At 59.8% G+C, this 19,640-nt stretch carries 20 protein-coding genes and 3 pseudogenes; 12 read left to right on the top strand and 11 right to left on the bottom strand.

Annotated elements, in window-relative coordinates; genetic code table 11:
• The first annotated feature begins 278 nt into the window (after positions 1 to 278).
• The 4 genes from catA (at position 279) to P406_RS11840 (ending at position 4,926) form a co-directional block, all read left to right on the top strand.
• Positions 279 to 1,235, top strand: coding sequence for a catechol 1,2-dioxygenase (catA, locus tag P406_RS11855; protein WP_032607580.1), 957 nt, complete (start codon positions 279 to 281; stop codon positions 1,233 to 1,235).
• A gap of 46 nt (positions 1,236 to 1,281) precedes the next feature.
• Positions 1,282 to 2,430, top strand: coding sequence for an NAD(P)-dependent alcohol dehydrogenase (locus tag P406_RS11850; RefSeq protein WP_024642054.1), 1,149 nt, complete (start codon positions 1,282 to 1,284; stop codon positions 2,428 to 2,430).
• Positions 2,431 to 2,457: 27 nt separating this feature from the next.
• Complete coding sequence (locus tag P406_RS11845) at positions 2,458 to 3,909, top strand: aldehyde dehydrogenase (protein ID WP_046236260.1); 1,452 nt, start codon at positions 2,458 to 2,460, stop codon at positions 3,907 to 3,909.
• Positions 3,910 to 4,059: 150 nt separating this feature from the next.
• Positions 4,060 to 4,926: a SphA family protein gene (locus tag P406_RS11840; protein ID WP_046236259.1), complete on the top strand. Its 867-nt coding sequence runs from the start codon at positions 4,060 to 4,062 to the stop codon at positions 4,924 to 4,926.
• A gap of 48 nt (positions 4,927 to 4,974) precedes the next feature.
• Here the strand turns inward: P406_RS11840 and P406_RS29820 are convergent, their stop codons facing one another.
• The 4 genes from P406_RS29820 to P406_RS11825 form a co-directional block, all read right to left on the bottom strand.
• Positions 4,975 to 5,133, bottom strand: coding sequence for a glutathione S-transferase family protein (locus tag P406_RS29820; RefSeq protein WP_231992662.1), 159 nt, complete (start codon positions 5,131 to 5,133; stop codon positions 4,975 to 4,977).
• Positions 5,134 to 5,180: 47 nt separating this feature from the next.
• Positions 5,181 to 5,618 (bottom strand): glutaredoxin 2, encoded by a 438-nt coding sequence (gene grxB / locus P406_RS11835; protein WP_231992660.1) that lies wholly within the window; start codon positions 5,616 to 5,618, stop codon positions 5,181 to 5,183.
• Positions 5,619 to 5,731: 113 nt separating this feature from the next.
• Positions 5,732 to 6,037 carry a putative quinol monooxygenase gene (locus P406_RS11830; protein ID WP_024642057.1) on the bottom strand — a complete coding sequence of 102 codons (306 nt, stop codon included), beginning with the start codon at positions 6,035 to 6,037 and terminating at the stop codon, positions 5,732 to 5,734.
• Positions 6,038 to 6,058: 21 nt separating this feature from the next.
• Positions 6,059 to 6,673 carry a nitroreductase family protein gene (locus P406_RS11825; RefSeq protein ID WP_024642058.1) on the bottom strand — a complete coding sequence of 205 codons (615 nt, stop codon included), beginning with the start codon at positions 6,671 to 6,673 and terminating at the stop codon, positions 6,059 to 6,061.
• 107 nt (positions 6,674 to 6,780) lie between these two features.
• Here P406_RS11825 and P406_RS11820 point away from each other — a divergent pair, with 107 nt between their 5' ends.
• Positions 6,781 to 7,677 carry a LysR family transcriptional regulator gene (locus P406_RS11820; RefSeq protein WP_024642059.1) on the top strand — a complete coding sequence of 299 codons (897 nt, stop codon included), beginning with the start codon at positions 6,781 to 6,783 and terminating at the stop codon, positions 7,675 to 7,677.
• Between the two features lie 22 nt (positions 7,678 to 7,699).
• On the opposite strand, the gene P406_RS11815 is transcribed toward P406_RS11820, so the two are convergent.
• Genes P406_RS11815 through P406_RS11805 form a run of 3 tightly spaced genes read right to left on the bottom strand, consistent with a single transcriptional unit; the run spans position 7,700 to position 10,051 of the window.
• Complete coding sequence (locus P406_RS11815) at positions 7,700 to 8,308, bottom strand: trimeric intracellular cation channel family protein (RefSeq protein ID WP_032607581.1); 609 nt, start codon at positions 8,306 to 8,308, stop codon at positions 7,700 to 7,702.
• Between the two features lie 7 nt (positions 8,309 to 8,315).
• Positions 8,316 to 9,572, bottom strand: coding sequence for a M20 family metallopeptidase (locus P406_RS11810; RefSeq protein ID WP_046236258.1), 1,257 nt, complete (start codon positions 9,570 to 9,572; stop codon positions 8,316 to 8,318).
• A gap of 50 nt (positions 9,573 to 9,622) precedes the next feature.
• Positions 9,623 to 10,051 carry a MarR family winged helix-turn-helix transcriptional regulator gene (locus tag P406_RS11805; protein ID WP_024642061.1) on the bottom strand — a complete coding sequence of 143 codons (429 nt, stop codon included), beginning with the start codon at positions 10,049 to 10,051 and terminating at the stop codon, positions 9,623 to 9,625.
• Between the two features lie 202 nt (positions 10,052 to 10,253).
• Here P406_RS11805 and P406_RS11800 point away from each other — a divergent pair.
• Positions 10,254 to 11,139: pseudogene (locus tag P406_RS11800) on the top strand (alpha/beta fold hydrolase).
• 102 nt (positions 11,140 to 11,241) lie between these two features.
• Complete coding sequence (locus P406_RS11795) at positions 11,242 to 12,057, top strand: LysR substrate-binding domain-containing protein (RefSeq protein WP_370737599.1); 816 nt, start codon at positions 11,242 to 11,244, stop codon at positions 12,055 to 12,057.
• Here P406_RS11795 and P406_RS30255 read toward each other — a convergent pair.
• Both P406_RS30255 and P406_RS11790 read right to left on the bottom strand, forming a co-directional pair.
• Positions 11,950 to 12,351, bottom strand: a complete 402-nt coding sequence (locus tag P406_RS30255; RefSeq protein ID WP_225650235.1) for an IS3 family transposase — start codon at positions 12,349 to 12,351, stop codon at positions 11,950 to 11,952. The genes P406_RS11795 and P406_RS30255 overlap by 108 nt on opposite strands.
• 59 nt (positions 12,352 to 12,410) lie before the next feature.
• Positions 12,411 to 12,710 carry an IS3 family transposase gene (locus P406_RS11790; protein ID WP_011266541.1) on the bottom strand — a complete coding sequence of 100 codons (300 nt, stop codon included), beginning with the start codon at positions 12,708 to 12,710 and terminating at the stop codon, positions 12,411 to 12,413.
• Positions 12,711 to 12,775: 65 nt separating this feature from the next.
• Between P406_RS11790 and P406_RS11785 the strand changes: the two are divergent.
• Positions 12,776 to 12,976: pseudogene (locus P406_RS11785) on the top strand (LysR substrate-binding domain-containing protein); the annotation flags it as partial.
• A 73-nt stretch (positions 12,977 to 13,049) separates the two neighbouring features.
• Here the strand turns inward: P406_RS11785 and leuD are convergent.
• Positions 13,050 to 13,664, bottom strand: a complete 615-nt coding sequence (gene leuD / locus P406_RS11780) for a 3-isopropylmalate dehydratase small subunit (protein WP_046236257.1) — start codon at positions 13,662 to 13,664, stop codon at positions 13,050 to 13,052.
• Positions 13,661 to 15,082 carry a 3-isopropylmalate dehydratase large subunit gene (gene leuC, locus P406_RS11775; RefSeq protein ID WP_024641766.1) on the bottom strand — a complete coding sequence of 474 codons (1,422 nt, stop codon included), beginning with the start codon at positions 15,080 to 15,082 and terminating at the stop codon, positions 13,661 to 13,663. The genes leuD and leuC overlap by 4 nt, the downstream gene beginning before the upstream one ends.
• A gap of 371 nt (positions 15,083 to 15,453) precedes the next feature.
• On the opposite strand from leuC, the gene P406_RS11770 reads away from it, so the two are divergent.
• The 4 genes and pseudogenes from P406_RS11770 (at position 15,454) to P406_RS30250 (ending at position 19,416) form a co-directional block, all read left to right on the top strand.
• Positions 15,454 to 16,770 (top strand): MFS transporter, encoded by a 1,317-nt coding sequence (locus P406_RS11770; protein ID WP_046236274.1) that lies wholly within the window; start codon positions 15,454 to 15,456, stop codon positions 16,768 to 16,770.
• Positions 16,771 to 16,810: 40 nt separating this feature from the next.
• Positions 16,811 to 17,971 (top strand): L-talarate/galactarate dehydratase, encoded by a 1,161-nt coding sequence (locus tag P406_RS11765; protein WP_024641764.1) that lies wholly within the window; start codon positions 16,811 to 16,813, stop codon positions 17,969 to 17,971.
• Positions 17,972 to 18,150: 179 nt separating this feature from the next.
• A pseudogene (locus P406_RS11760) lies at positions 18,151 to 19,260 on the top strand (MFS transporter); the annotation flags it as partial.
• Positions 19,246 to 19,416 carry a hypothetical protein gene (locus tag P406_RS30250; protein WP_327138670.1) on the top strand — a complete coding sequence of 57 codons (171 nt, stop codon included), beginning with the start codon at positions 19,246 to 19,248 and terminating at the stop codon, positions 19,414 to 19,416. The pseudogene P406_RS11760 and the gene P406_RS30250, both read left to right, overlap by 15 nt.
• The last annotated feature ends 224 nt before the right edge of the window (positions 19,417 to 19,640 follow it).

The raw sequence follows: 19,640 nt of genomic DNA, 5'->3' as shown, positions 1-19,640 counted from the left end.
AGTCATTTCACCGTGAGACTCATGTGGGGACGCACCTTCCCACTATCATCGGTCGCCTAAGAAACGGGATTTTAACAAGCCGAAAACGGCCTCATTGAGCAGCCAAAACATATACGGAATACCGTGTCGGATAGCAAAATCAGCCGGAAACCGCTCTGTTGACGTTTTCCGACGGAGTTTCCGGCGATTACGGCACAGCCCCCCATTAAATCTGACTACTGGTAATTCTGGGCAATAGGAGGCACCGGAAAAGAAGCGCACTCAAGCAGATTCAGCTTATCGTACGATTTTTTCCGAATTCTGTAGGCTCCCCAAACACGCCTGAAGTTCTCGCGTTTCTGGCGGACGCTGCAGGATTGAAAAACACCGCGGGAAGCGCGCGAAACAAGCAGATCGTCTTCCGGCTGCTGCAGGAAACCGTTCGCCTGACCGAGGAGCTGGACGTCAGCGATGACGAGTTCTGGTCGGCGGTCGAATACCTCAACCGGCTCGGTGCAAGCAATGAGGCCGGCCTTTTGGCTGCAGGGCTAGGCATCGAGCACTTCCTCGACCTGCGCAACGACGCGATACAGACACATGCCGGTCGAACCGGCGGGACGCCGCGTACCATCGAAGGGCCGCTTTATGTCGCCGGCGCCCCCCTGTGCGAAGGCTATGCACGGCTGGACGACGGCGCCGAGGGCGATGCCGCCACCGCCATGTTCGTGGAGGGGAAGGTGGTTGACCTGCAGAGCCAGCCGATTGCCGCAGCATGGGTTGACGTCTGGCAGGCGGACACCAAAGGCAACTACTCTCACTTCGACAAAAGCCAGTCCGCCTACAACCTGCGTCGCTGGATAGTGACCGACGAGCAGGGGCGTTACCGCTTTCGCAGCATCGTGCCGTCGGGGTACGGGTGCAACCCGTCAGGTCCGACTCAGGAATGCCTGAACCAGCTTGGGCGCCATGGTCAACGTCCGGCGCATATCCATTTTTTCGTGTCTGCGCCAGGGCATGAGCATCTGACCACCCAGATAAACCTGTCCAACGATGCCTACCTCTGGGATGACTTCGCTTACGCCACCCGCGACGGACTGATCGGCGAGGTCCGCTTTGTCGAAGCCACCGAGCAGGGCCGCAGGGAGGAGGTCGAAGGGCGGTTTGCAGAGATGACGTTCGACTTCCAGCTGCGCCCGGCGCTGGATAAAACGGCCGAGCAGCGAAGCAACCGTGTGCGGGCACTGCCGGCGTTGTGACAACCGATTCCACACCCCGGTCGACAATAAAAAAGAGGATCACCGCATGTCCCCGAGTCAGTCAAAACCTATTGAAATCACTGTCGCCGTCTTGCGTCAGGCAGGCGCAACCCTGCGCCTGGAGCAGGCCGAGCTGAGCGCCCCGCGCAACGACGAAGTCCGCGTGCGCGTGGTGGCGACAGGCGTGTGCCATACCGACATGGTCGTGCGCGATCAGTTGTTTCCCACGCCACTGCCTATCGTTCTGGGTCACGAAGGCGCGGGCGTGGTCGAGTCAGTGGGCTCGGCCGTAACCACTGTCGCGCCCGGCGACCACGTCGTGATGACGTACATGTCGTGTGGGCTGTGCTTGCCGTGCGAGACCGGACACCCGGCCCATTGCTCCCACATGCACCCGCTCAACTTCGGCGGTGGTCGTCTGGATGGCAGCACGGCGACGTGCAGCTGCGACGGGAACGCCCCCATCCATGATCATTTTTTCGGTCAGTCATCGTTTTCGACGTACGTCGTCGCCAGCGAACGCAACGTGGTCAAGGTTTCCAAAGCCGCCCCGCTGGAACTGCTGGGCCCCTTGGGGTGCGGAATTCAGACCGGCGCAGGCTCCGTTCTGAAGGCCATGAAGGTGGAGGCAGGCGCGAGCTTCGCCGCATTCGGTGCAGGCGCGGTAGGCCTGGCAGCGGTGATGGCGGCCAGGGTTGCAGGCGCCACTACCATCATCGCGGTGGACGTCACCCCCAGTCGGCTGGAAATGGCACTTGAGTTGGGGGCGACCCATGTCATCAACAGCCGGGACGAGGACCCCGTGCAGCGCATCCGTGAAATCACCGGCGGTGGCGTCAACTACAGCCTGGAATGTTTCGGCCGCGCGGAAGTGTTGCGACAGGCGATTGACGCGGTAACCACCCTGGGGACCTGTGGCATTGTTGGCGCCACCAAGATGGGCACGGAAGTGGCCTTCAACGTCAACGACGTCATGATTCCCGGCAAACGAATCATGGGCATCGTGCAGGGCGATGTCGTCGCCAACGCATTCATCCCCACCTTGGTCGACTTGTATCTGCAGGGCCGCTTTCCCTTCGACAAACTGTGCCGCTTCTACTCCTTTGACCAGATCAACGAAGCCATGGCTGACAGCGAAAGCGGAATCACGATCAAGCCCATCCTGCGCATGCCGACAGCGACCGATCCGGCCTGAACCCCTGACTCATAAAGGTAGCGAACGATGAATGTGCAACTGGTTATCGACAACCAAAAACAGGACGCCGCCAGCGGCAAAACCTACCGCCGAATGGACCCTGTCAGCGCGCAACTGGTCACCGAAGGGGCAGCGTGCGGCATTGAAGATGCGTTGCGGGCAGCGGCCTCCTCGCAACACGCGTTCAAGACCTGGTCCAGGGTTGGACCGACCGAACGTCGTCGCCTGCTGCTGGCGGCGGCCGACGTGCTGGAAAGCAAGATGGCGACGTTCTGCAGCGTGATGGCAGAAGAAATCGGCGCCTCACAGCTGTGGGCGCAATTCAACGTGGGGGCCTCTGCGAATCTATTGCGTGAGGCTGCGGCACTCACCACTCAGATCAAGGGTGAAACCATCCCGAACGACAAAGCCGGGACCCTGTCCATGACCCTCCGCCAGCCGGTGGGCACCGTGTTGAGCATCGTCCCGTGGAACGGGCCGGTGATATTGGGCGCCCGGGCGATTGCCTACCCGCTGGCGTGTGGCAATACGGTGATTTTCAAAGGCTCGGAGAACAGTCCGCGTACTCACGAGCTGCTGGCGCAATCCTTCCATGAAGCAGGCTTTCCTCCCGGCGTTCTGAACTTCATCATTTCGGCCCCCGAGGACGCATCGGCCGTTACCGAAGCCTTGATTGCTCACGACACTGTGCGGCGAATCAACTTTACGGGCTCGACCAATGTGGGGCGGATGGTTGCGCAGACCAGCGCCAGATATCTCAAGCGGCGCCTACTGGAGCTGGGCGGTAAGGCGCCCTTTATCGTTCTCGACGACGCTGATCTCCACGGCGCGGTGAACGCGGCGGTGTTTGGCGCGTACCTCTATCAGGGGCAGATCTGCATGTCGACCGAGCGCTTCGTCGTTGACGAAACGATCGCGGACCGGTTCGTCGAAATGTTTGCCGCGCGTATCAGCGGCCTGCAGACAGGAAACCCGGTTTCGGCGCTAGCCTGTGTGATCGGGCCGATGATTTCCCAGGGCTCGATCCAGCGCATCAATCAACTGCTCGGCGACTCCACCCGCAAGGACGCAAGGATTGTGGCGGGCGGTTTGGCGGAGCAGGCGTTGATGAGCGCGACGCTGGTCGATCACGTCAATTCGTCAATGGATATCTACGATGAGGAAACCTTCGGACCGGTTACCACCGTCGTCCGGGTGAAGGGGGCGGAGCAGGCGCTGTCAGTCGCCAATGACACTGCGTATGGACTGTCTTCGTCAATCTTCAGCCGTGATGTCAGCCGCGCGCTGGAGTTGGCGAGTCGTCTGGACGCTGGCTGCGTGCATATCAACGGCGCGACGGTACAGAACGAACCCCAAGCCCCCTATGGCGGCATGAAGAACAGCGGCTACGGCCGGTTTGATGGCAGCGCCGTGATCGACGAGTTCACCGAAGTGAAATGGGTCACCGTGGAGCCGTCGGACCAGCCTTATCCCTTCTAGGGATAACACACGGCATAACCCGACCTGTCAGGCGGCCCTGCGATCAGCCATCGTTAGGGCCAGCGCGTACTCACCCATTCAGGGTTGCGAACAATGAATAATAATAAATCGTACGAACCGGCACGCCTTATCCAACATGTTAATTATCCGATGGTGGGATCAGCGCTGATGCTTGTGCAGCCAGGCGCCCAGGCGACGGAGGGCGGGGGATCCTCCTACCCCATGGGGGCGGAAAATTATATGACCGGGGCCATGCCGCCACCGGGTCTGTACGGTCAGATATTCGTCGAAAGTTATCGGGCAAATGAGCTGCGTGACAATCGGGGCGGCGAGGCGGTCGACGATTTTCATCTGAGCGCAGACGTCATCGCGCCAAGGCTGATCTGGGTGACGGAGCAAAAGGTGCTCGACGGTGCCCTGGCCTTTCACGTCAACGTTCCGCTGGTTGACCTGCGGGTCGACGTCAACGGCCAGCATCAAAGCAAGAAGGGCCTCGGCGATGTCATCTTCGGCCCTGCTCTGGGCTATCACTACAGCGATAAATTCCACGCGCTCTACGCGCTGGATATTTTCGCTCCAACAGGACGATATGATCGTGGGGACCTTGCCAATATCGGGCGCAATTACTGGGCATTCGAACCCATCGCGGCGTTCTCTTACGTAGACCCCGCAGGGCTCAATGCCGACATCAAGATGATGTACGACTTCAACTTGCGTAACTCAGACACCGACTATCGATCGGGCCAGGAACTGCACGCAGACTATTCCCTAGGCTGGGGCGTCGGCCATGGCTGGGTACTGGGCGTCGGTGGCTACATCTATCGCCAGACAACCGATGATCGCCAAGACGACGACCGTGTGGAAAACAATAAAGGCCGAGCCTTTGCGATAGGTCCGGCAGTTAAATACAGCGGTTCATCCGAATGGTCCGTCACCGCAAAGTGGCAAAAGGAAAGTGACGTTCGCAACCGTCCCGAAGGCGAAGCGTACTGGATCAAACTTACCGTGCCACTTTGAGGAAACCCCGAACTGACTGTCGAACCTTGATCGCCGGACGGACCGCTATTAAATGGCGATGTGATCGTGGAGGTCGATGCCGGTACGTTCGGCCATGCGCAAGCGGTAAGCCTGGACAGCGGGCGGATACACGATACCGCGTACGATGGACATGCTGCGCAAGGTCGCAAACAGATGGACGTCATCTTCCGACAGCTCGCCATTCACTGCGTCCGGCGACTGGATGATTGGCTCCAGCGCCAGCAGATGACGGTTCAGCGTCGCGATATAGTTGGCGCTGGCCGCCAGTGATCCTTGAAGCTGCCGAGCATGGCCTCTTTGTTGCGCGTGAAATAGGCGCGTGCAGCCGGTGTGGAGAACTCTTCGAAACCGGCATTCGCCCACCGTGGAATAGCCAGGGAGTAGAGCGGGCCGGTCACTTCGCTGTTCCAGTCTGTCAGGGCCGGGTTGCTGGCGCCGGTCAGGACCCGGTCGCCGGACAAGCCATCGACATGGGCCACAATGTCCATGCTTTCGGCGATGTAGCGCCCGTCGTGCTCCAGAATGGGGGCCATTTTCTTGCCGATCATCCGCTTTGGGGTGGCCTCATCGTCGTTCAGGAGAATGACGAGATCGAATGCGGTGTCCTTCAATCCGAAAATCGTGCGCGCTTTCACGCAGAAGGGGCAGTGATCGTAGACGTACAGCTTCACGGTGTTCGAACTCCAGACAATAGGGCCTCGCGACAAAGGCACTGGGCAATGGGGACGCAAGGCAGGCCCGGACCAGGCGGACAACCTGCTCGAAGGCAGTCGTCAGCAATGATTCAGTTTGAATAAGCGGCAAAAAAGATGATGTCGGGTTTGCCGATCATCAAATGTTCGGCGTCGCGCTCGAAGGCGTGGAAGTGCGGTTGAGTCAGATGCAGGTCGAACGCCTCGCGGTCTGCATAAATTTCATGGAAGACCACATAGCTCTCATCATCTTCAGGAACGAGAACATTGAAGGCCACGCAGCCCGTTTCCTGGCTCAGCGAGCCTTCGGCGTCTGCTGCTGCCACTCGCAGGCACGCGGCGCGCGCACCGGGATGCAATGCAATTTTGGCGATGACGACAAAGGTAGATAACGACATTGGGTTTTCCATTAAAAAGAATCAGACGATCGACAGGATGTCGCGTGTTGCCCTGCGTGGTTTTTGAGGCCAGTTATTGGCACCTGCGCGTCCCACAGTCACCAGCATCACGGGAACTTCACGGTCCCCCAGATTGAACGCCGCGGCGACGCCTGCCTGGTCAAAGCCGATCATTGGCGTAGACGCCAGACCTTTTTCAGTGGCGACCATCATCAGCGTCATGGCTGCCAGAGAGGCTGACCGAACCGCCTCATCGCGTTGCATCCCAGGATTGTCCGCGTACATCCCCTCTACGGCCCCAACCCAACCTTTGAACGTCGCTTCGTCCAGGATTCCTGCGTCCACGGAAGGGCGCAACGAACCGGCGATGGTCTTGTGCGGGTCAAGTGTCCCGCAGACGATAAATGTTACGGCGGCGTCGACTACCTTTTCCTGGCTATAGGCCAGAGACAGTAATGTCGCTTTCGAAGCCTGGGTGTGCACGGCGATGAAGCGCCAGTTCTGCAGATTAAACGCGGAGGGTGCATGGCGTGTCAGGTCGATCAGGCCACTGATGTCCTGCTCCGATAAAACGTGAGTGGGATCATAACTGTGAGCCGAGAAGCGCGACTGGAGGGCCTGGGTGACAGTGACCATGAGTGTTCCTTGCCGTGGTTGAGCGAGGCACCACTCTATGTGCTGCATTGTTGAAAGAGAATGCCTGCCAATGAGACTATGGGTTTCATGAATGAGAGGGAAAACGTATGGATCTCAATGCGGTGCAGATGCTTGTCAGCGTCGTGCAGGCGGGCAGCATGACGGCTGGCTCCGACCGTCTGGGCGTGCCGTTACCCACGGCAAGCCGACGGATTCGCGCGCTGGAGCGGGCGCTGAACGTTCAGTTGCTGGAGCGCTCTGCCAGAGGCGTCAAGCTGACCGAAGCGGGGACACGGCTGTTTGAGCATGCCACTCGCGGCCTGGAACTGATCCAGGAAGGCGAAGACGCCGTCATGAGCGATCAAGCCCATGTTCAGGGGAAGCTGCGTCTTTCAGTGCCGCCCTCATTCTCGCCCTGGTGGCAGCTTGTTACTGACTTTCAGAATGAGCATCCCGATATCCGCGTTCATCTGCTGTCGACGGAGCGTCGTGTTCACCCGGTCGAGGACGGCATCGACGTGGCGCTTCGCGTCGGGGAGGTGGAACACGAAGCACTGATCGCACGGCATCTGCTCGATTATCGCCATGTGCTGGTCGCCAGCCCCCGGTTTATCGCGACCCACGGCCGGCCGATGACGCCGGAAGATCTAAGCCGTTTTCCCTGTGCGACGTGGAGCCTCGGCACCAATACCAACAGAACATGGCGATTTGCAGGTACCTCTGTAGCGCCAAACACAGTGCTGTCGACGAACGACAGCATGCATTTACTGCACAGTGTATTGGCCGGCGAGGTGATTACCGAACTCCCGCCCTTCATCGTAAAGGACGCCATTGGACGCGGCTTGTTAGTGCCGCTGCTATCGGAATGTCCGTTGCCGTCAGCGCCCTTGAATCTTCTCTATCCTGCCCATCGTCATCCTTCTGCCGTGGTGCGCACTTACCTTGAATACTGTCGCCGAAAAATCCCGTGGCTGGTGGAGGCTTGTACGGCAGACGCAACGTAGCGCATTCAGCGGCCCCGGGACTTCAGATGACGGGAAAGCGCCAACCAAAGCGCAACGACCCCAGACGCAGCACGATACAAACCGAGGCGGCGAACCATGGCGTCCACGCCGAGCCTGCAACCAGTTGACTGAGCGCAACCTCGGCAGCGGCCCCTGCCAGCGCGGCAGAGGCGTAGATCTCCCGTTGCAAAATCGTGGGCACGCGGGACAGCAACACATCCCTGAGCACCCCACCTCCCACAGCGCTGACCACGCCCAACGCAATGGCGACCTCGGCCCCCGCACCCACGGCCAGGGCTTTTTTTGCTCCCGCTACTGCGAACAGCCCCAGGCCGATGGCATCGAAGAGTTGCACCGGTGACCTTAGCCGATTCGCCGCCGGATCCGCCCATATCACCCAGGCCGCAGCCACCAGGGATACCCCCAGGTAGCGCCAGTTCGTCAGGCCCGCAGGCGGCAGTGTGCCCAGACACAGATCGCGGACAATTCCCCCTCCGCAGGCGACGACGAAGGTGATGGTGGCGATACCGAACAGGTCCAGTCGCTGCTGACGCGCCGCCACTGCGCCGCTGACGCCAAACGCAAACGTCCCCAGCAAATCGAGCAGTGTGTAGATCCAGTCACTGTGCATCGTGGGTTTACTCGGTGCCTGCGAACCAGGCGAATGACGCACAGAGCATGGTTTCCAGACCGGTGCGCAAGGTAGGGTGCAGCAACGGCGCAAATTTGGGCGAATGGTTGCTTGGAATGCGGTTGATCTGGTTATGCGCCTTGGCTTGAGCGTAGATCTCCGGGTCCGTACAGCCGACAAACCAGAAAACGTACGGCACTTTCCAGGTGCGGCCGAAAACGCTGAAGTCCTCGCTGGCCGCGGCGGGCGCGGTTTCAAATGCGCGCTCGCCAAACCAGTCACCGAATGCGTAAGCCAGACGCTCGGACGCCTCGGCATCGTTGACGGTCAACGGGTAGCGATTGAGCGTGGTGAATTCAGGCATGCGGGGCGCGTTGGAGGCCGAGCATTCGGCGCAGCAAATGCGCTTGATTGCCCCCAGCATGTGCTCGCGCACGCCCTCATCGTAGGTGCGCATGTTCAGCTTGAGGGTGGCGTCATCGGGGATGATGTTTTCCTTGGTGCCTGCCTGCAACGAGCCTACGGTCAGCACGGCGTGCTCCAGCGGAGATATTTCTCGCGAGACAATGGTCTGCAGGCGCAGCACGGTGGATGCCGCCATGATGACCGGATCAATCGACGTCTGTGGCTGCGAGCCGTGGGAGCCCTGGCCGAATAGCTTGATCTTAAAGCTGTCACCGGCCGACAGGATGGTGCCACTGCGGTGGCCGACTGTCCCGGCCGGCCCGACCATCACGTGCTGGCCCAAAATGATGTCGGGTTTGGGGAAGCGTTCGAGCATGCCGTCATCGATCATGTTCTGTGCCCCGGCCCCCACCTCTTCGCCGGGCTGGAAAACGGCTAACAGTGTGCCTTGCCAAGTGTCGCGGTGCTCGGCGAGTACCCGCGCCGCGCCCATCAGCCACGTGACGTGCATGTCATGTCCACAGGAGTGGCAAACGGGCACCTCCACGCCGTCTTCGTTTTGGCTGACCACATCGGCGGCGTAGGGCAGACCGGTGGCTTCGGCCATGGGCAGTGCGTCCGTGTCCGCGCGCAGCATGACTACCGGACCATCGCCGTTGCGCATCACGCCGACCACCCCGGTCACACCGATTTCACGTGTAACCTCGTAGCCATAGCGCTCCAGGTAGTCGCCGGCGATTTTCGCAGTGCGGTACTCGCACATCGACAATTCCGGGTGGCGATGCAGGTCTTTGTAGATAGCCTCAAGCTCCGGCAGCAGGGCATCGAGATCGGGAATCAACTTTTTCAGGGACGACATGGGTTACTCCTTATAAAAAGAGGGCAAAAGATGTGGGTAGATTTAGTGCGTTATGATAGTGGCAGGAGGCTGTTCACCAGCTTGGAAAGCAGTGCGTCCAGCGTTTCACGCTCCTGTGGCGAAAGGCTGCCGATCAGGCGCTTTTCAAGGTCGGCACCCACGATCGAGGAGTCCTCGGCAATCTGGGCGCCCAGGGCAGTGGAACGCAGCCCGACGCTTCGGCGATCGACAGGGTGGGTATGGCGAGAAATCAGCGCACGCGATTCCAGCAGCGCCAGGGTTTTGGACAGCAGGGTCTTTTCAAGCATGGCGCGAGCCGACACTTCCTTGGGCGTAATGTCCGGGCACGCCTGAATCAGGCGAAGCACTCGCAGCCCACGAACATCCAGATCCCAATGATCGCGGTAAACGACGTTGGCGCGCTCCATCAGCAAGGCGCTCGCCATATCGAGTTTGAAGTTCAGAAAGTCGGAATACATGGACGGCTCCAGTTGGATTGCTGAAGCATAACAATATAGTTGAATGTTTCAACTATATTTTGCTGGCGGTCATCCAGACAGCGGACAACTATGGTTCGCTTGCCGTGCTACACACTTCACGAACGTTGCCTCTACGTTTGGCCTATTGCCGCGCGCTTCGGTTGATCTCAGGATTCAGCCTGCGCCCTTACGGAGTCGAATCATGTTCGCTGGTTTCGAGAAACAACAACGCCAGGTCAATGGCCTCACCATCAGCTATCGCATCAGCGGCAGTGGCCCTGCGCTGTTGCTGTTGCACGGCCACCCTCAGACCCACGTCATCTGGCACAAGGTCGCCGAGCAGCTGGCGACGGAATTCACCGTGGTCGCCGCTGACTTGCGTGGCTACGGCGACAGCGATAGGCCGGCTGCCGATGCTGAGCATTTGCATTATTCAAAGCGTGAGATGGCGCTCGACGCTGCCGAGTTGATGAAGTCCCTAGGCTTTGCGCAGTTCAGCGTGCTTGCCCATGACCGGGGGGCGAGGGTGGCCCATCGTCTGGCCCTCGATCATCCACATGCCGTCAAGCAGATGGTGTTGCTCGACATCGCGCCCACCCTGACGATGTACACGCAAACGGATGAAGCCTTTGCCCGCGCCTACTGGCACTGGTTCTTCCCCATTCGCCCGGCGCCATTGCCGGAGAGCCTGATCGAGGCCAATCCCGAACTCTTTTCTGCGCAGTGTGATGGGCAGCCGCAGCGCTGGCATGCAGCCGTTCACGGCAGAGGCGTTTGCCGAGTACCTGCGCTGCCTGCACATCCCCGGCAGCGCGCGGGGCATTTGCGAAGATTACCGCGCCTCGGCCGGCATCGATCTGGAACACGATCGTGCAGATATTGCTGCGGGTAATCAGCTGACGCTCCCATTGTTGGGGTTGTGGGGCGCCGAAGGCACCGTCGGGCGCTGTTTCGATCCGCTCAAGGAATGGCAGCAAGTAGCCACCGATGTACGCGGCAAGGCGTTGCCTTCAGGTCATTACATCGCTGAAGAAGTGCCGGAGCTACTGCTGGAAGAGGTGCTTGGGTTTTTTGCTGAACGCGTCTAGCCAAGCTCCATAAGTGGCGCAGCAACCGCCCGTTGATGCGATGTTATCCTCGCGGTTCCCACCGCCACGCATGCCATTTTGATGATCGACAAGAAAGGCTCCATGCCCCTCCCCGAAGACCTGCGGGTATTCCTCGCCGTGATCCGCAAGGCCGGTTTTGCAGCGGCCGCCGATGAGCTTGGCGTGTCGGCGGCATACGTCAGCAAACGTATTCAGATCCTCGAAAAAACCCTGGCGACCCGTTTGCTGCACCGCACCAGTGGCCGTATCACGTTGACCGACGATGGCGAGCGCGTAAAGGACTGGGCGGCGCGCATCCTGGGAGACTTTCAGCATCTGTCTGACGATCTGGTCGACGCCCATGACAACCCCCGTGGCGGGTTGCATATCTGCAGCACGTTCGGCTTTGGCCGCAATTACGTGGCACCCGCGCTGGCGTTGCTGGCCGACCGCTACCCGGAGCTGGAAATCCGCCTGGACCTGTTCGACCGGGTGGTAGATATCGTCAACGAAGGCTTCGATCTGGAAATCCGCGTGGGTGACGACATTCCCGGCCAGCACATCGGACGTCAGTTGGTTAGCAACCGACGTATTTTGTGCGCGGCGCCCGACTACCTCGAGCGTCGCGGAACGCCTGCGCAGCTGTGTGATCTTGAGCAGCATGAATGCCTCGTCCTCAAGGAGCGCGATAACGCCTTCGGGGTCTGGGTGCTGGAGCGTGACAGCTCGCAGGAAAGCGTGCGGGTCGGCGGCCCCTTGTCATCCAACAGCGGCGAGATCGTGTTGCAGTGGGCGTTGCATGTGATCTGGTCAACTGATTCCGGACACAGTTATAGAAGCTACGCCGCCATTTTTTTCCTGATCCACTGGCGTGCGGTATTCGTTGTAGCTGTGCAGCCTGACCTGGTTGGGGGCTGATACTTCAAATTGGCGGTCCAACAAATTCTCGGCAAATCGGGATTGCACGACGCTATGCCGATAAGGCCTTGGTCGACGCTGACAGCTTTGCAAACCCGCCTCGGCCATCAGACGACCAGCCAAAAACCTGCCAACCTGCTCACCCCGGGCTTTCAAGGCCGCTGACAAACTGCGAGCTCCCATTGATCGGCGACTTTGAGTGTGTAATTGAATCGCCTCGAACTTGAGCCGCTCTCTGTCGGGATCAACTCGATCTCGCTGCTTCAGATAGTCGTAATACCGGCCGCGGTTCATTCCAAACACACGGCACAAGTCAGTCACAGTAAAGCGCTCACTCAATTTCTCGATCAGAGTCACCGATCGAGGGAATCGGACATCAAGAGAGCGGTAGCCTTTTTTAGGATTTCCTTCTCGATTTCAAGCTTGCGAATTTTGGCATGCAGAGCTTGAATCTGTTGTTGTTCAGCGGTCATGGCATTAGCCGTTTCAGGCGTTACTCCCCCGCGCTCCTGCCTTAACTGCTCAACCCAGCGACGCAGTGCTGTTGCCCCGACACCCATAGCCTCGCAGGCCTGAGCGGTTGAATAATTGGCATCAAGAACAAGGCGGGCAGCCTCAAGTCTGAACTCGGTTGGAAACTGACGTTTTGACATCGGACACCTCATCGTTGAGCGGTAGGGTACCGCTCCTTTGGGTGTGTCCGGAATGATTAGGCCACATCAATGGGCGAGGGGTGTTGCTGCGTTCGATGTGGGATGTCAAACCGTTCCTCGATCAGGGCCGGCTGATTCAGGTGCTGCACGATTACGGGCAAAGCGCCAACGTGTGGGCGGTCTATCCCACGCGGCTTGCTCACTCGGGAAAGCTGAGGGCATGCGTCGAGTTTCTCCAAGCGCACTTCGCGCAGCTGTCGATCTGAACGTCGATTCTGGACAGGGCAGGGCGCACGGGATTGTGCGCCTGACCGTGCGGTTATCGAGATAGCCCTTCCATCACGACAACCACGGATTTGCGGCCAGATGCTCGCGTTCAAATGCCTGTATCTGCTCGCTGCGCTGCAGGTTGCTGCCAATGGCATCCAGCCCAAGCAACAGCGCGGTTTTGCGCAAGGTGTCGATCTGGAAGTGAACCACTTCATCCCCGTGCAGGAGAATTGTTTGTTGGTTCAGGTCGATGGTGATCCCGGACGTCTCCGGCTGCGCAACGATCTCGCCGATGCGTTGCACCGTAGCGGCCTCAAGGCTGATCAACAGCACACCGTTACGCTGGCAGTTGTCGTAAAAGATGCCGGCGAAGCTCGTGCCAATCAGCGCGCGAATGCCTCTCTGCCTGAGGCCCCAGACGGCATGCTCCCGACTGGAACCGCAGCCGAAGTTCGGACCGACCACCATGAAGCGCGCACGCTGCCAGGCGGGTTTATTGAGCACGAATGCAGGGTCTGGCTGCCCTGACGGCAAAAAGCGCACGTCGTGAAACAGCCCGTGCTCCAGCCCGCTGCGGTCAATCCCCTTGAGGAATTGCTTGGGCATGATCACGTCGGTGTCGATATTGGCCGCCAGCATCGGCGCAGCGGTGCCGGTCACGCAGGTGAAGGGATTCATGCTCATACGCGTTCCCCTGATGGCCGAACATCCGTCAGATGCCCGCTGATTGCAGCGGCTGCCACCATTGCCGGGCTCATCAAGTGGGTGCGTGCACCGGCACCCTGACGGCCTTCGAAATTGCGATTGGTACTCGATGCACAGCGGTCTCCCGGGGCGAGTACATCATCGTTCATGGCCAGGCACATGGAACAGCCCGATTGGCGCCACTCGAAGCCGGCGTCCCGAAAAATGGCTGCCAGGCCCTCAGCTTCAGCCTGGTCGCGAACGGCGGTGGAGCCCGGCACGACCATGGCGCGCACGTGCGTTGCCACTTGCCTGCCGCGAATCACACTGGCTGCATCGCGCAGGTCTTCGATACGGGCATTGGTGCAGGAGCCGATAAACGCGTGGCTGATGACGATTTCATCCAAAGGCTCGCCGGGCTTAAGGCCCATGTAGGTCAGGGCGCGCTGCATGTCCGCGCGCAGGATGAGATCACTGACCTGCTGCGGGTCCGGAACCCGGGCATCAATGGCAGCCACCTGATCGGGACTTATGCCCCATGTGAGCATCGGGAGGAGGGTACTGACGTCGAGCGTCACCTCATGGTCGAACACGGCGCCCGGGTCGCTCCGCAAGTGGCGCCATCGTTCGACCGCACGCTGCCATTGCTCGCCTTTGGGTGCGCGCGGCCTGCCTTCCAGGTAGTCGAAGACTTTCTGGTCAGGTGCCATGAATGCGCCACGAGCGCCGGCTTCGACGGCCATGTTGCAAATGGTCATTCGCGCCTCGACGCTCAGGGCATCGATGGTCGCTCCGGCAAACTCGATGGCAAAACCCGTGGCACCGGACGCGCCGATCTGACCGATCAGGGCCATGATGACGTCCTTGGATGTCATGCCAGGCGACAAGGCACCCACGACGCTGATTCGCATGGTTTTCAAGCGTTTGTAGACGAGTGTCTGCGAAGCCAGCAGATGCTCTATTTCAGAGGTGCCGATGCCGAAGCCGAAGGCACCCAGTGCACCGTAAGTAGTGGTGTGGCTGTCGCCTGCGGCAATGACCATCCCGGGGAGAATGAACCCCTGTTCGGGGGCGACGACGTGCTCGATACCCTGGCGCTTATCAAGAATGTCCAACAGCTCGATCCCGAAGTCCTGACAGTTCTCGGCCAGATAAGAAACTTGCCGCGCACCACCCGCATCGGGCATGACGGCGGTCCGTTCAGGAGCGGTCCGGTTGACGTGATCGACCACCGCCAGCGCCGCCCCGGGACGCCATACCTTTCGCCCGGCTTCGCGCAAGCCGCTGAACGCCTGCGGGCTGGTGTATTCGTTGATGACCTGACGATCGATGTACAACAGGACATGACCCTGGTCGTCCAGCGAGCACACCGTGTGCGCATCAATGTGCTTTTGGTAGAGGGTTTTGGGGCTGCTCATAATGAACTCTCGGATGGGGGACACTCGCGGGGACACTTCCAACAGGATAGGGACCGGGGTAATACCATCAAGAGCCGCTTCGGAATCCATGGATCTACGATGCGTGTGTGACTGACGAGACCTCCTGGATCCGCAAAAGAGATGAGCGGCCAGTTGAATGATTGCGCAATCAGTATAGTATTTTCACCATCGGGACGTGAGCCGCGAGGAGCGCTCCCTTTTTTTAGCTGGACATGATTGCGCAATCATTACGCCGCCGACGTCCCGTGAAAGGTCCGCCGAGCCGCGTACGACACATCACAATAAGGAAAATAAAAGTGATCCCGACCGACCCTGAAGTGAGGACGAAAGTCCGCTACCTCATCCTCGTGATGATTTTCATCGTGACGGTGTTCAACTACGTTGACCGTGCCACCTTGTCGATTGCCGCCCCCGCAATGCGTGCGGATCTGGGTTTCGACGCGGTGACCATGGGCATTGCCTTCTCCGCCTTCGGCTGGGCCTACACCAGCATGCAGATCCCCGGCGGCATCATTCTCGACCGGTATGGCTCCCGCGCGGTGCTCGGGCTGAGCCTGATTGTCTGGTCGGCGCTGACCTATCTGCAGGGCTACGTCGACATGTTCAGCTCGGCGTTCCTGGTGCTGTTCGTGCTGCGCTTCCTGATGGGTGTCGCTGAATCCCCGGCGTTTCCGGCCAACAATCGCCTGACCGTCATGTGGTTTCCGCGCCATGAACGGGGCCTGGCGACGGCTGTGTTCCAGTCTGCGCAATATTTCGCCCTCGCCGTTTTCACGCCGTTGATGGTCCTGCTCCTCAACAGCTTCGGCTGGCAGCATGTGTTTTTCTGGACAGGCGGGGCAGGGATCCTGATTGGTCTGCTCTGGTTCAAGATGGTCCGTGAGCCCCGCCGGGACAAGCGCGCCAACCAGGCGGAGATCGACTACATCGAGGCGGGCGGCGGGTTACCCAACATGGGGGACGTGAAGACCCCTTTCAGCTGGAAGCGCGTTCGCGCGATCGGCGGCAACCGGATGATGCTGGGCGTGTATCTGGGCCAGTTCTGCCTGACGTCAATCACCTGGTTCTTCCTGACCTGGTTCCCGACCTATCTGATTGAAGCCAAAGGCATGACCATGCTCAAAGTAGGCCTGGTCGCCGCCATCCCGCCGATCGCCGGCTGCCTGGGCGGCATGATCGGTGGCGTCTGGTCGGACTGGATGCTGAAGAGGGGCTTCAGCCTCACGGCGGCACGCAAGACCCCGATCATCTCCGGGCTGCTGCTGTCCAGCAGCATCGTCATTGCCAACTACACCCAGTCTGTCGCGCTGGTCATCGCGGTGATGTCGCTGGCGTTTTTTGCCAAGGGCGTCGGCAATCTCGGTTGGTGCATCGTCGGAGATGTCTCGCCCAAACGCGCTATGGGCATCAGCGGCGCGATGTTCAACTTCTGCGGCAACATCGCCAGCATCGTGACCCCCGTCGCCATCGGCGTACTGGTCAACCAGATGGGATCGTTTGATTCGGCCCTTGTTTATGTTGCAGCGATGGGCCTGCTCGGGGCGTTCGCGTACCTCGTCATCGTCGGGCCGTTAAAAAGACTGGAAATCGACGACTTGGACGACCACGCGGTAGCACCGATTGTCGACGGCCCCGCAAAACCCGATCTCGCGAATTCTCGCGCCTGAATACCTCACCAGACCTCTCTTCAAGACCAAGGAGCGCACCATGCCCGTAGAACAACAAAGCACCATGTCTTCCGACGATGACCAGATTGCCTGGGTAAAAGTGTCGTCGGTGTTTCTGCCTCTGGCCAACCCGATCAGCGACGCCAAGGTGCTGACCGGCCGGCAGAAGCCGATGACTGAAATCGCCATTCTGGTGGCCGAGATCGAAACCCGGGACGGCCATCGTGGCCTGGGCTTCAGTTATTCCAAACGTGCCGGAGGCCCGGGCCAGTTTGCCCATGCCAAAGAGATTGCGCCTGCGTTGATCGACGAAAACCCCAGCGACATCGCCAAGCTGTGGACCAAATTGTGCTGGGCAGGGGCGTCGGTGGGGCGCAGCGGTCTGTCGACTCAGGCCATCGGTGCCTTCGACGTTGCGTTGTGGGACCTGAAAGCCAAACGCGCCAACTTGTCGCTGGCCCGCTTGCTTGGCGCTCATCGGGATTCGGTGCGCTGCTACAACACATCAGGCGGCTTCCTGCACACGCCCCTGGAGCAGTTGCTGCACAACACCGATATGTCCCGCGAGAAGGGCATCGGCGGCATCAAGCTGAAAGTGGGTCAGCCCGATTGGGCGCTCGATCTGCACCGCGTCGCGACCGTGCGCAAACATCTGGGTGATGACTTCCCGTTGATGGTTGACGCCAATCAGCAGTGGGATCGCCCTACCGCGCAGCGCATGTGCCGGCGCTTCGAGGAGTTCAACCTGATCTGGATAGAGGAGCCGCTCGATTGCTACGACGCCGAAGGACACGCCGCGCTGGCTCAACAGTTTGATACACCGATCGCGACAGGCGAGATGCTCACCAGCGTTGCGGAACACGCTGAATTCATCAATAAGCGCGGCGCCGACTTTCTGATGCCGGACGCTCCACGCGTGGGTGGCATCACGCCGTACCTGCAAGTCGCGGCCATGGCCGAGCAGGCCGGGGTCATGCTGGCGCCGCATTTTGCCATGGAGTTGCACGTTCACCTGGCCGCCGCGTTCCCGACAGAGCCGTGGGTTGAGCATTTCGAATGGCTGGAGCCGTTGTTCAACGAGCGCCTGGAAACCCGCGACGGACGCATGCTGGTGCCAACCCGCCCGGGCCTCGGGCTGTCGTTGAGCGAGCAAACCAGAGCGTGGACCGCACAGGTCGCCGAGGCAGGTTCGCGCCCCTGATTGCAGCGGTTCAATCCTTGCGTACATGAGCGAGAGCGCCTGCGAACGCGGCGCCCTTGCCAGCCGATCTATAAGAATAAAACGAGGACTTTCATGTGGAACACGTCAACGCTGCAAGCGCAGCCAGTCCGGCTGTCGCCACCGTGGTGCGCAGCCGGGTGCGCTATTAGATTCTGGCAATGCTGTTCATCGTTACCGCCATCAACGTGGGGGATGGCGCCACGTTGTCCATCACCGGCTCTGCGCTGACCGAAGTGCTGGGGATTAATTCGGTCACGTTGGGCTACATGTTTTCCGCATTTGCCTGGGCGTATGTGCTCGGGCAATTACCGGGCGGCTGGTTGCTCGACAAGTTTGGTTCGGTGCGGGTCTATGGCGTGTCCCTGTTTCTCTGGTCCACCATCACGGTGGCCCAAGGCATGATCGGCTTTTTATCGGTTCCCATGGCGATCGGCACTTTGTTCGTGCTGCGGTTTTTGCTTGGCCTGATCGAGGCGCCGGTGTATCCCGCCAATAGCCGGATTGTCGCCGCCTGGTTTCCGCTGCAGGAGCGCGGGCTGGCGACGGAGATCTTCAACTCCTCGATGTACATGTCAGTGGTCCTGCTCGCGCCAGCGATGGGCATCGTCGCGCATCGGTATGGCTGGGAACACGTGTACTGGTTCATGGGTGGGCTGGGCATCATCGTCAGTCTGGTCTGGTTCAAACTTGGTCAAGCCACCGACGGAGCATCCGCGGGTCAACAGTGCAGAGCTTGCGCATCTTTGTGACGGCGATGCTCAAGTGGACATGGACAAACCCAAGACAAAAGGTGATTTCGTGCCGCGTTTTCGGACCTGAAAGTGCTGCTGAAAAGTCCGATGATGTGGTCGATTTATCTGGGCAAGTATTGCGATACCTCACTGCAGTACATCTTCCTGACCTGGTTTCCGGTGTACCTGGTCAAGGGCCGCGGGCTCAACATCATGGAGGCAGGCGCTATTGCGGCGATCCCGGGAATTTGTGGTTTGCTCGGTGCATTGTGCGGCGGGGCAGTGTGTGACTTTCTCCTGCGCAAGGGCTTTTCTCTCTCCGTGGCACGCAAGATTCCGCTGGTGTGCGGCATGACCATGGGCGCCACTCTGGTGTTCTGCAATTTCACAGAATCGATGTGGGTGGTGACGATCCTCATGTCCCTCGCGATCTTCGGCAAGGGCGTGGTAGCGGTGGACTGGACTCTGGTATCAGACACCTCGCCCAAGCAAATCACCGGCATGGCGGGCGGTCTGTTCAACATGTTCGGCAATCTATCGGGGATATTTACGCCGATTGTGATCGGCTACATCGTGCAGTCCACCGGCTCGTTCGAAGGCGCCATGTACGTCGTGGCGGCGCATGCGCTGGTTGGCGCGCTGGCGTTCCTCAGCATGGGCAGCCTGCGACGTCTGGAGTTGCAGCCGCGCTAGTTCAACGCGCGTGGGGCATACTGTTCCCACGCGCGTTGCCCACCGAGTCGCCTGGCGCAGCGCTGCATCGGGCAATCACGGTGCTCGACATTCCGGCTTCATTTCCCGCTCGAGCGAGCGAGCGAATATTTAACTGGGTGCTTGTGGTCCCAAGCTTTGTTAAATTCCCTTCGACACAGCGTGTCTCAGAGCTGAGCCAGCCCCCAGTGTTGAATCCGGAATCC

This window comes from Pseudomonas syringae pv. coryli str. NCPPB 4273, from assembly GCF_000972175.1.
Classification (GTDB): Bacteria; Pseudomonadota; Gammaproteobacteria; order Pseudomonadales; family Pseudomonadaceae; genus Aquipseudomonas; species Aquipseudomonas syringae.
This window is presented reverse-complemented; position numbering and strand designations above follow the sequence as displayed.

Coding starts and splice junctions, on each gene's coding strand:
- P406_RS11850 (WP_024642054.1), top strand. CDS start 1,282: ATGTCCCCGAGTCAGTCAAAACCTATTGAAATCACTGTCGCCGTCTTG.
- P406_RS11845 (WP_046236260.1), top strand. CDS start 2,458: ATGAATGTGCAACTGGTTATCGACAACCAAAAACAGGACGCCGCCAGC.
- P406_RS11840 (WP_046236259.1), top strand. CDS start 4,060: ATGGTGGGATCAGCGCTGATGCTTGTGCAGCCAGGCGCCCAGGCGACG.
- P406_RS11830 (WP_024642057.1), bottom strand. CDS start 6,037: ATGTCGTTATCTACCTTTGTCGTCATCGCCAAAATTGCATTGCATCCC.
- P406_RS11825 (WP_024642058.1), bottom strand. CDS start 6,673: ATGGTCACTGTCACCCAGGCCCTCCAGTCGCGCTTCTCGGCTCACAGT.
- P406_RS11820 (WP_024642059.1), top strand. CDS start 6,781: ATGGATCTCAATGCGGTGCAGATGCTTGTCAGCGTCGTGCAGGCGGGC.
- P406_RS11815 (WP_032607581.1), bottom strand. CDS start 8,308: ATGCACAGTGACTGGATCTACACACTGCTCGATTTGCTGGGGACGTTT.
- P406_RS11810 (WP_046236258.1), bottom strand. CDS start 9,572: ATGTCGTCCCTGAAAAAGTTGATTCCCGATCTCGATGCCCTGCTGCCG.
- P406_RS11805 (WP_024642061.1), bottom strand. CDS start 10,051: ATGTATTCCGACTTTCTGAACTTCAAACTCGATATGGCGAGCGCCTTG.
- P406_RS11795 (WP_370737599.1), top strand. CDS start 11,242: ATGCCCCTCCCCGAAGACCTGCGGGTATTCCTCGCCGTGATCCGCAAG.
- P406_RS30255 (WP_225650235.1), bottom strand. CDS start 12,351: ATGAACCGCGGCCGGTATTACGACTATCTGAAGCAGCGAGATCGAGTT.
- P406_RS11790 (WP_011266541.1), bottom strand. CDS start 12,710: ATGTCAAAACGTCAGTTTCCAACCGAGTTCAGACTTGAGGCTGCCCGC.
- leuD (WP_046236257.1), bottom strand. CDS start 13,664: ATGAGCATGAATCCCTTCACCTGCGTGACCGGCACCGCTGCGCCGATG.
- leuC (WP_024641766.1), bottom strand. CDS start 15,082: ATGAGCAGCCCCAAAACCCTCTACCAAAAGCACATTGATGCGCACACG.
- P406_RS11770 (WP_046236274.1), top strand. CDS start 15,454: ATGATTTTCATCGTGACGGTGTTCAACTACGTTGACCGTGCCACCTTG.
- P406_RS11765 (WP_024641764.1), top strand. CDS start 16,811: ATGCCCGTAGAACAACAAAGCACCATGTCTTCCGACGATGACCAGATT.
- P406_RS30250 (WP_327138670.1), top strand. CDS start 19,246: ATGTTCGGCAATCTATCGGGGATATTTACGCCGATTGTGATCGGCTAC.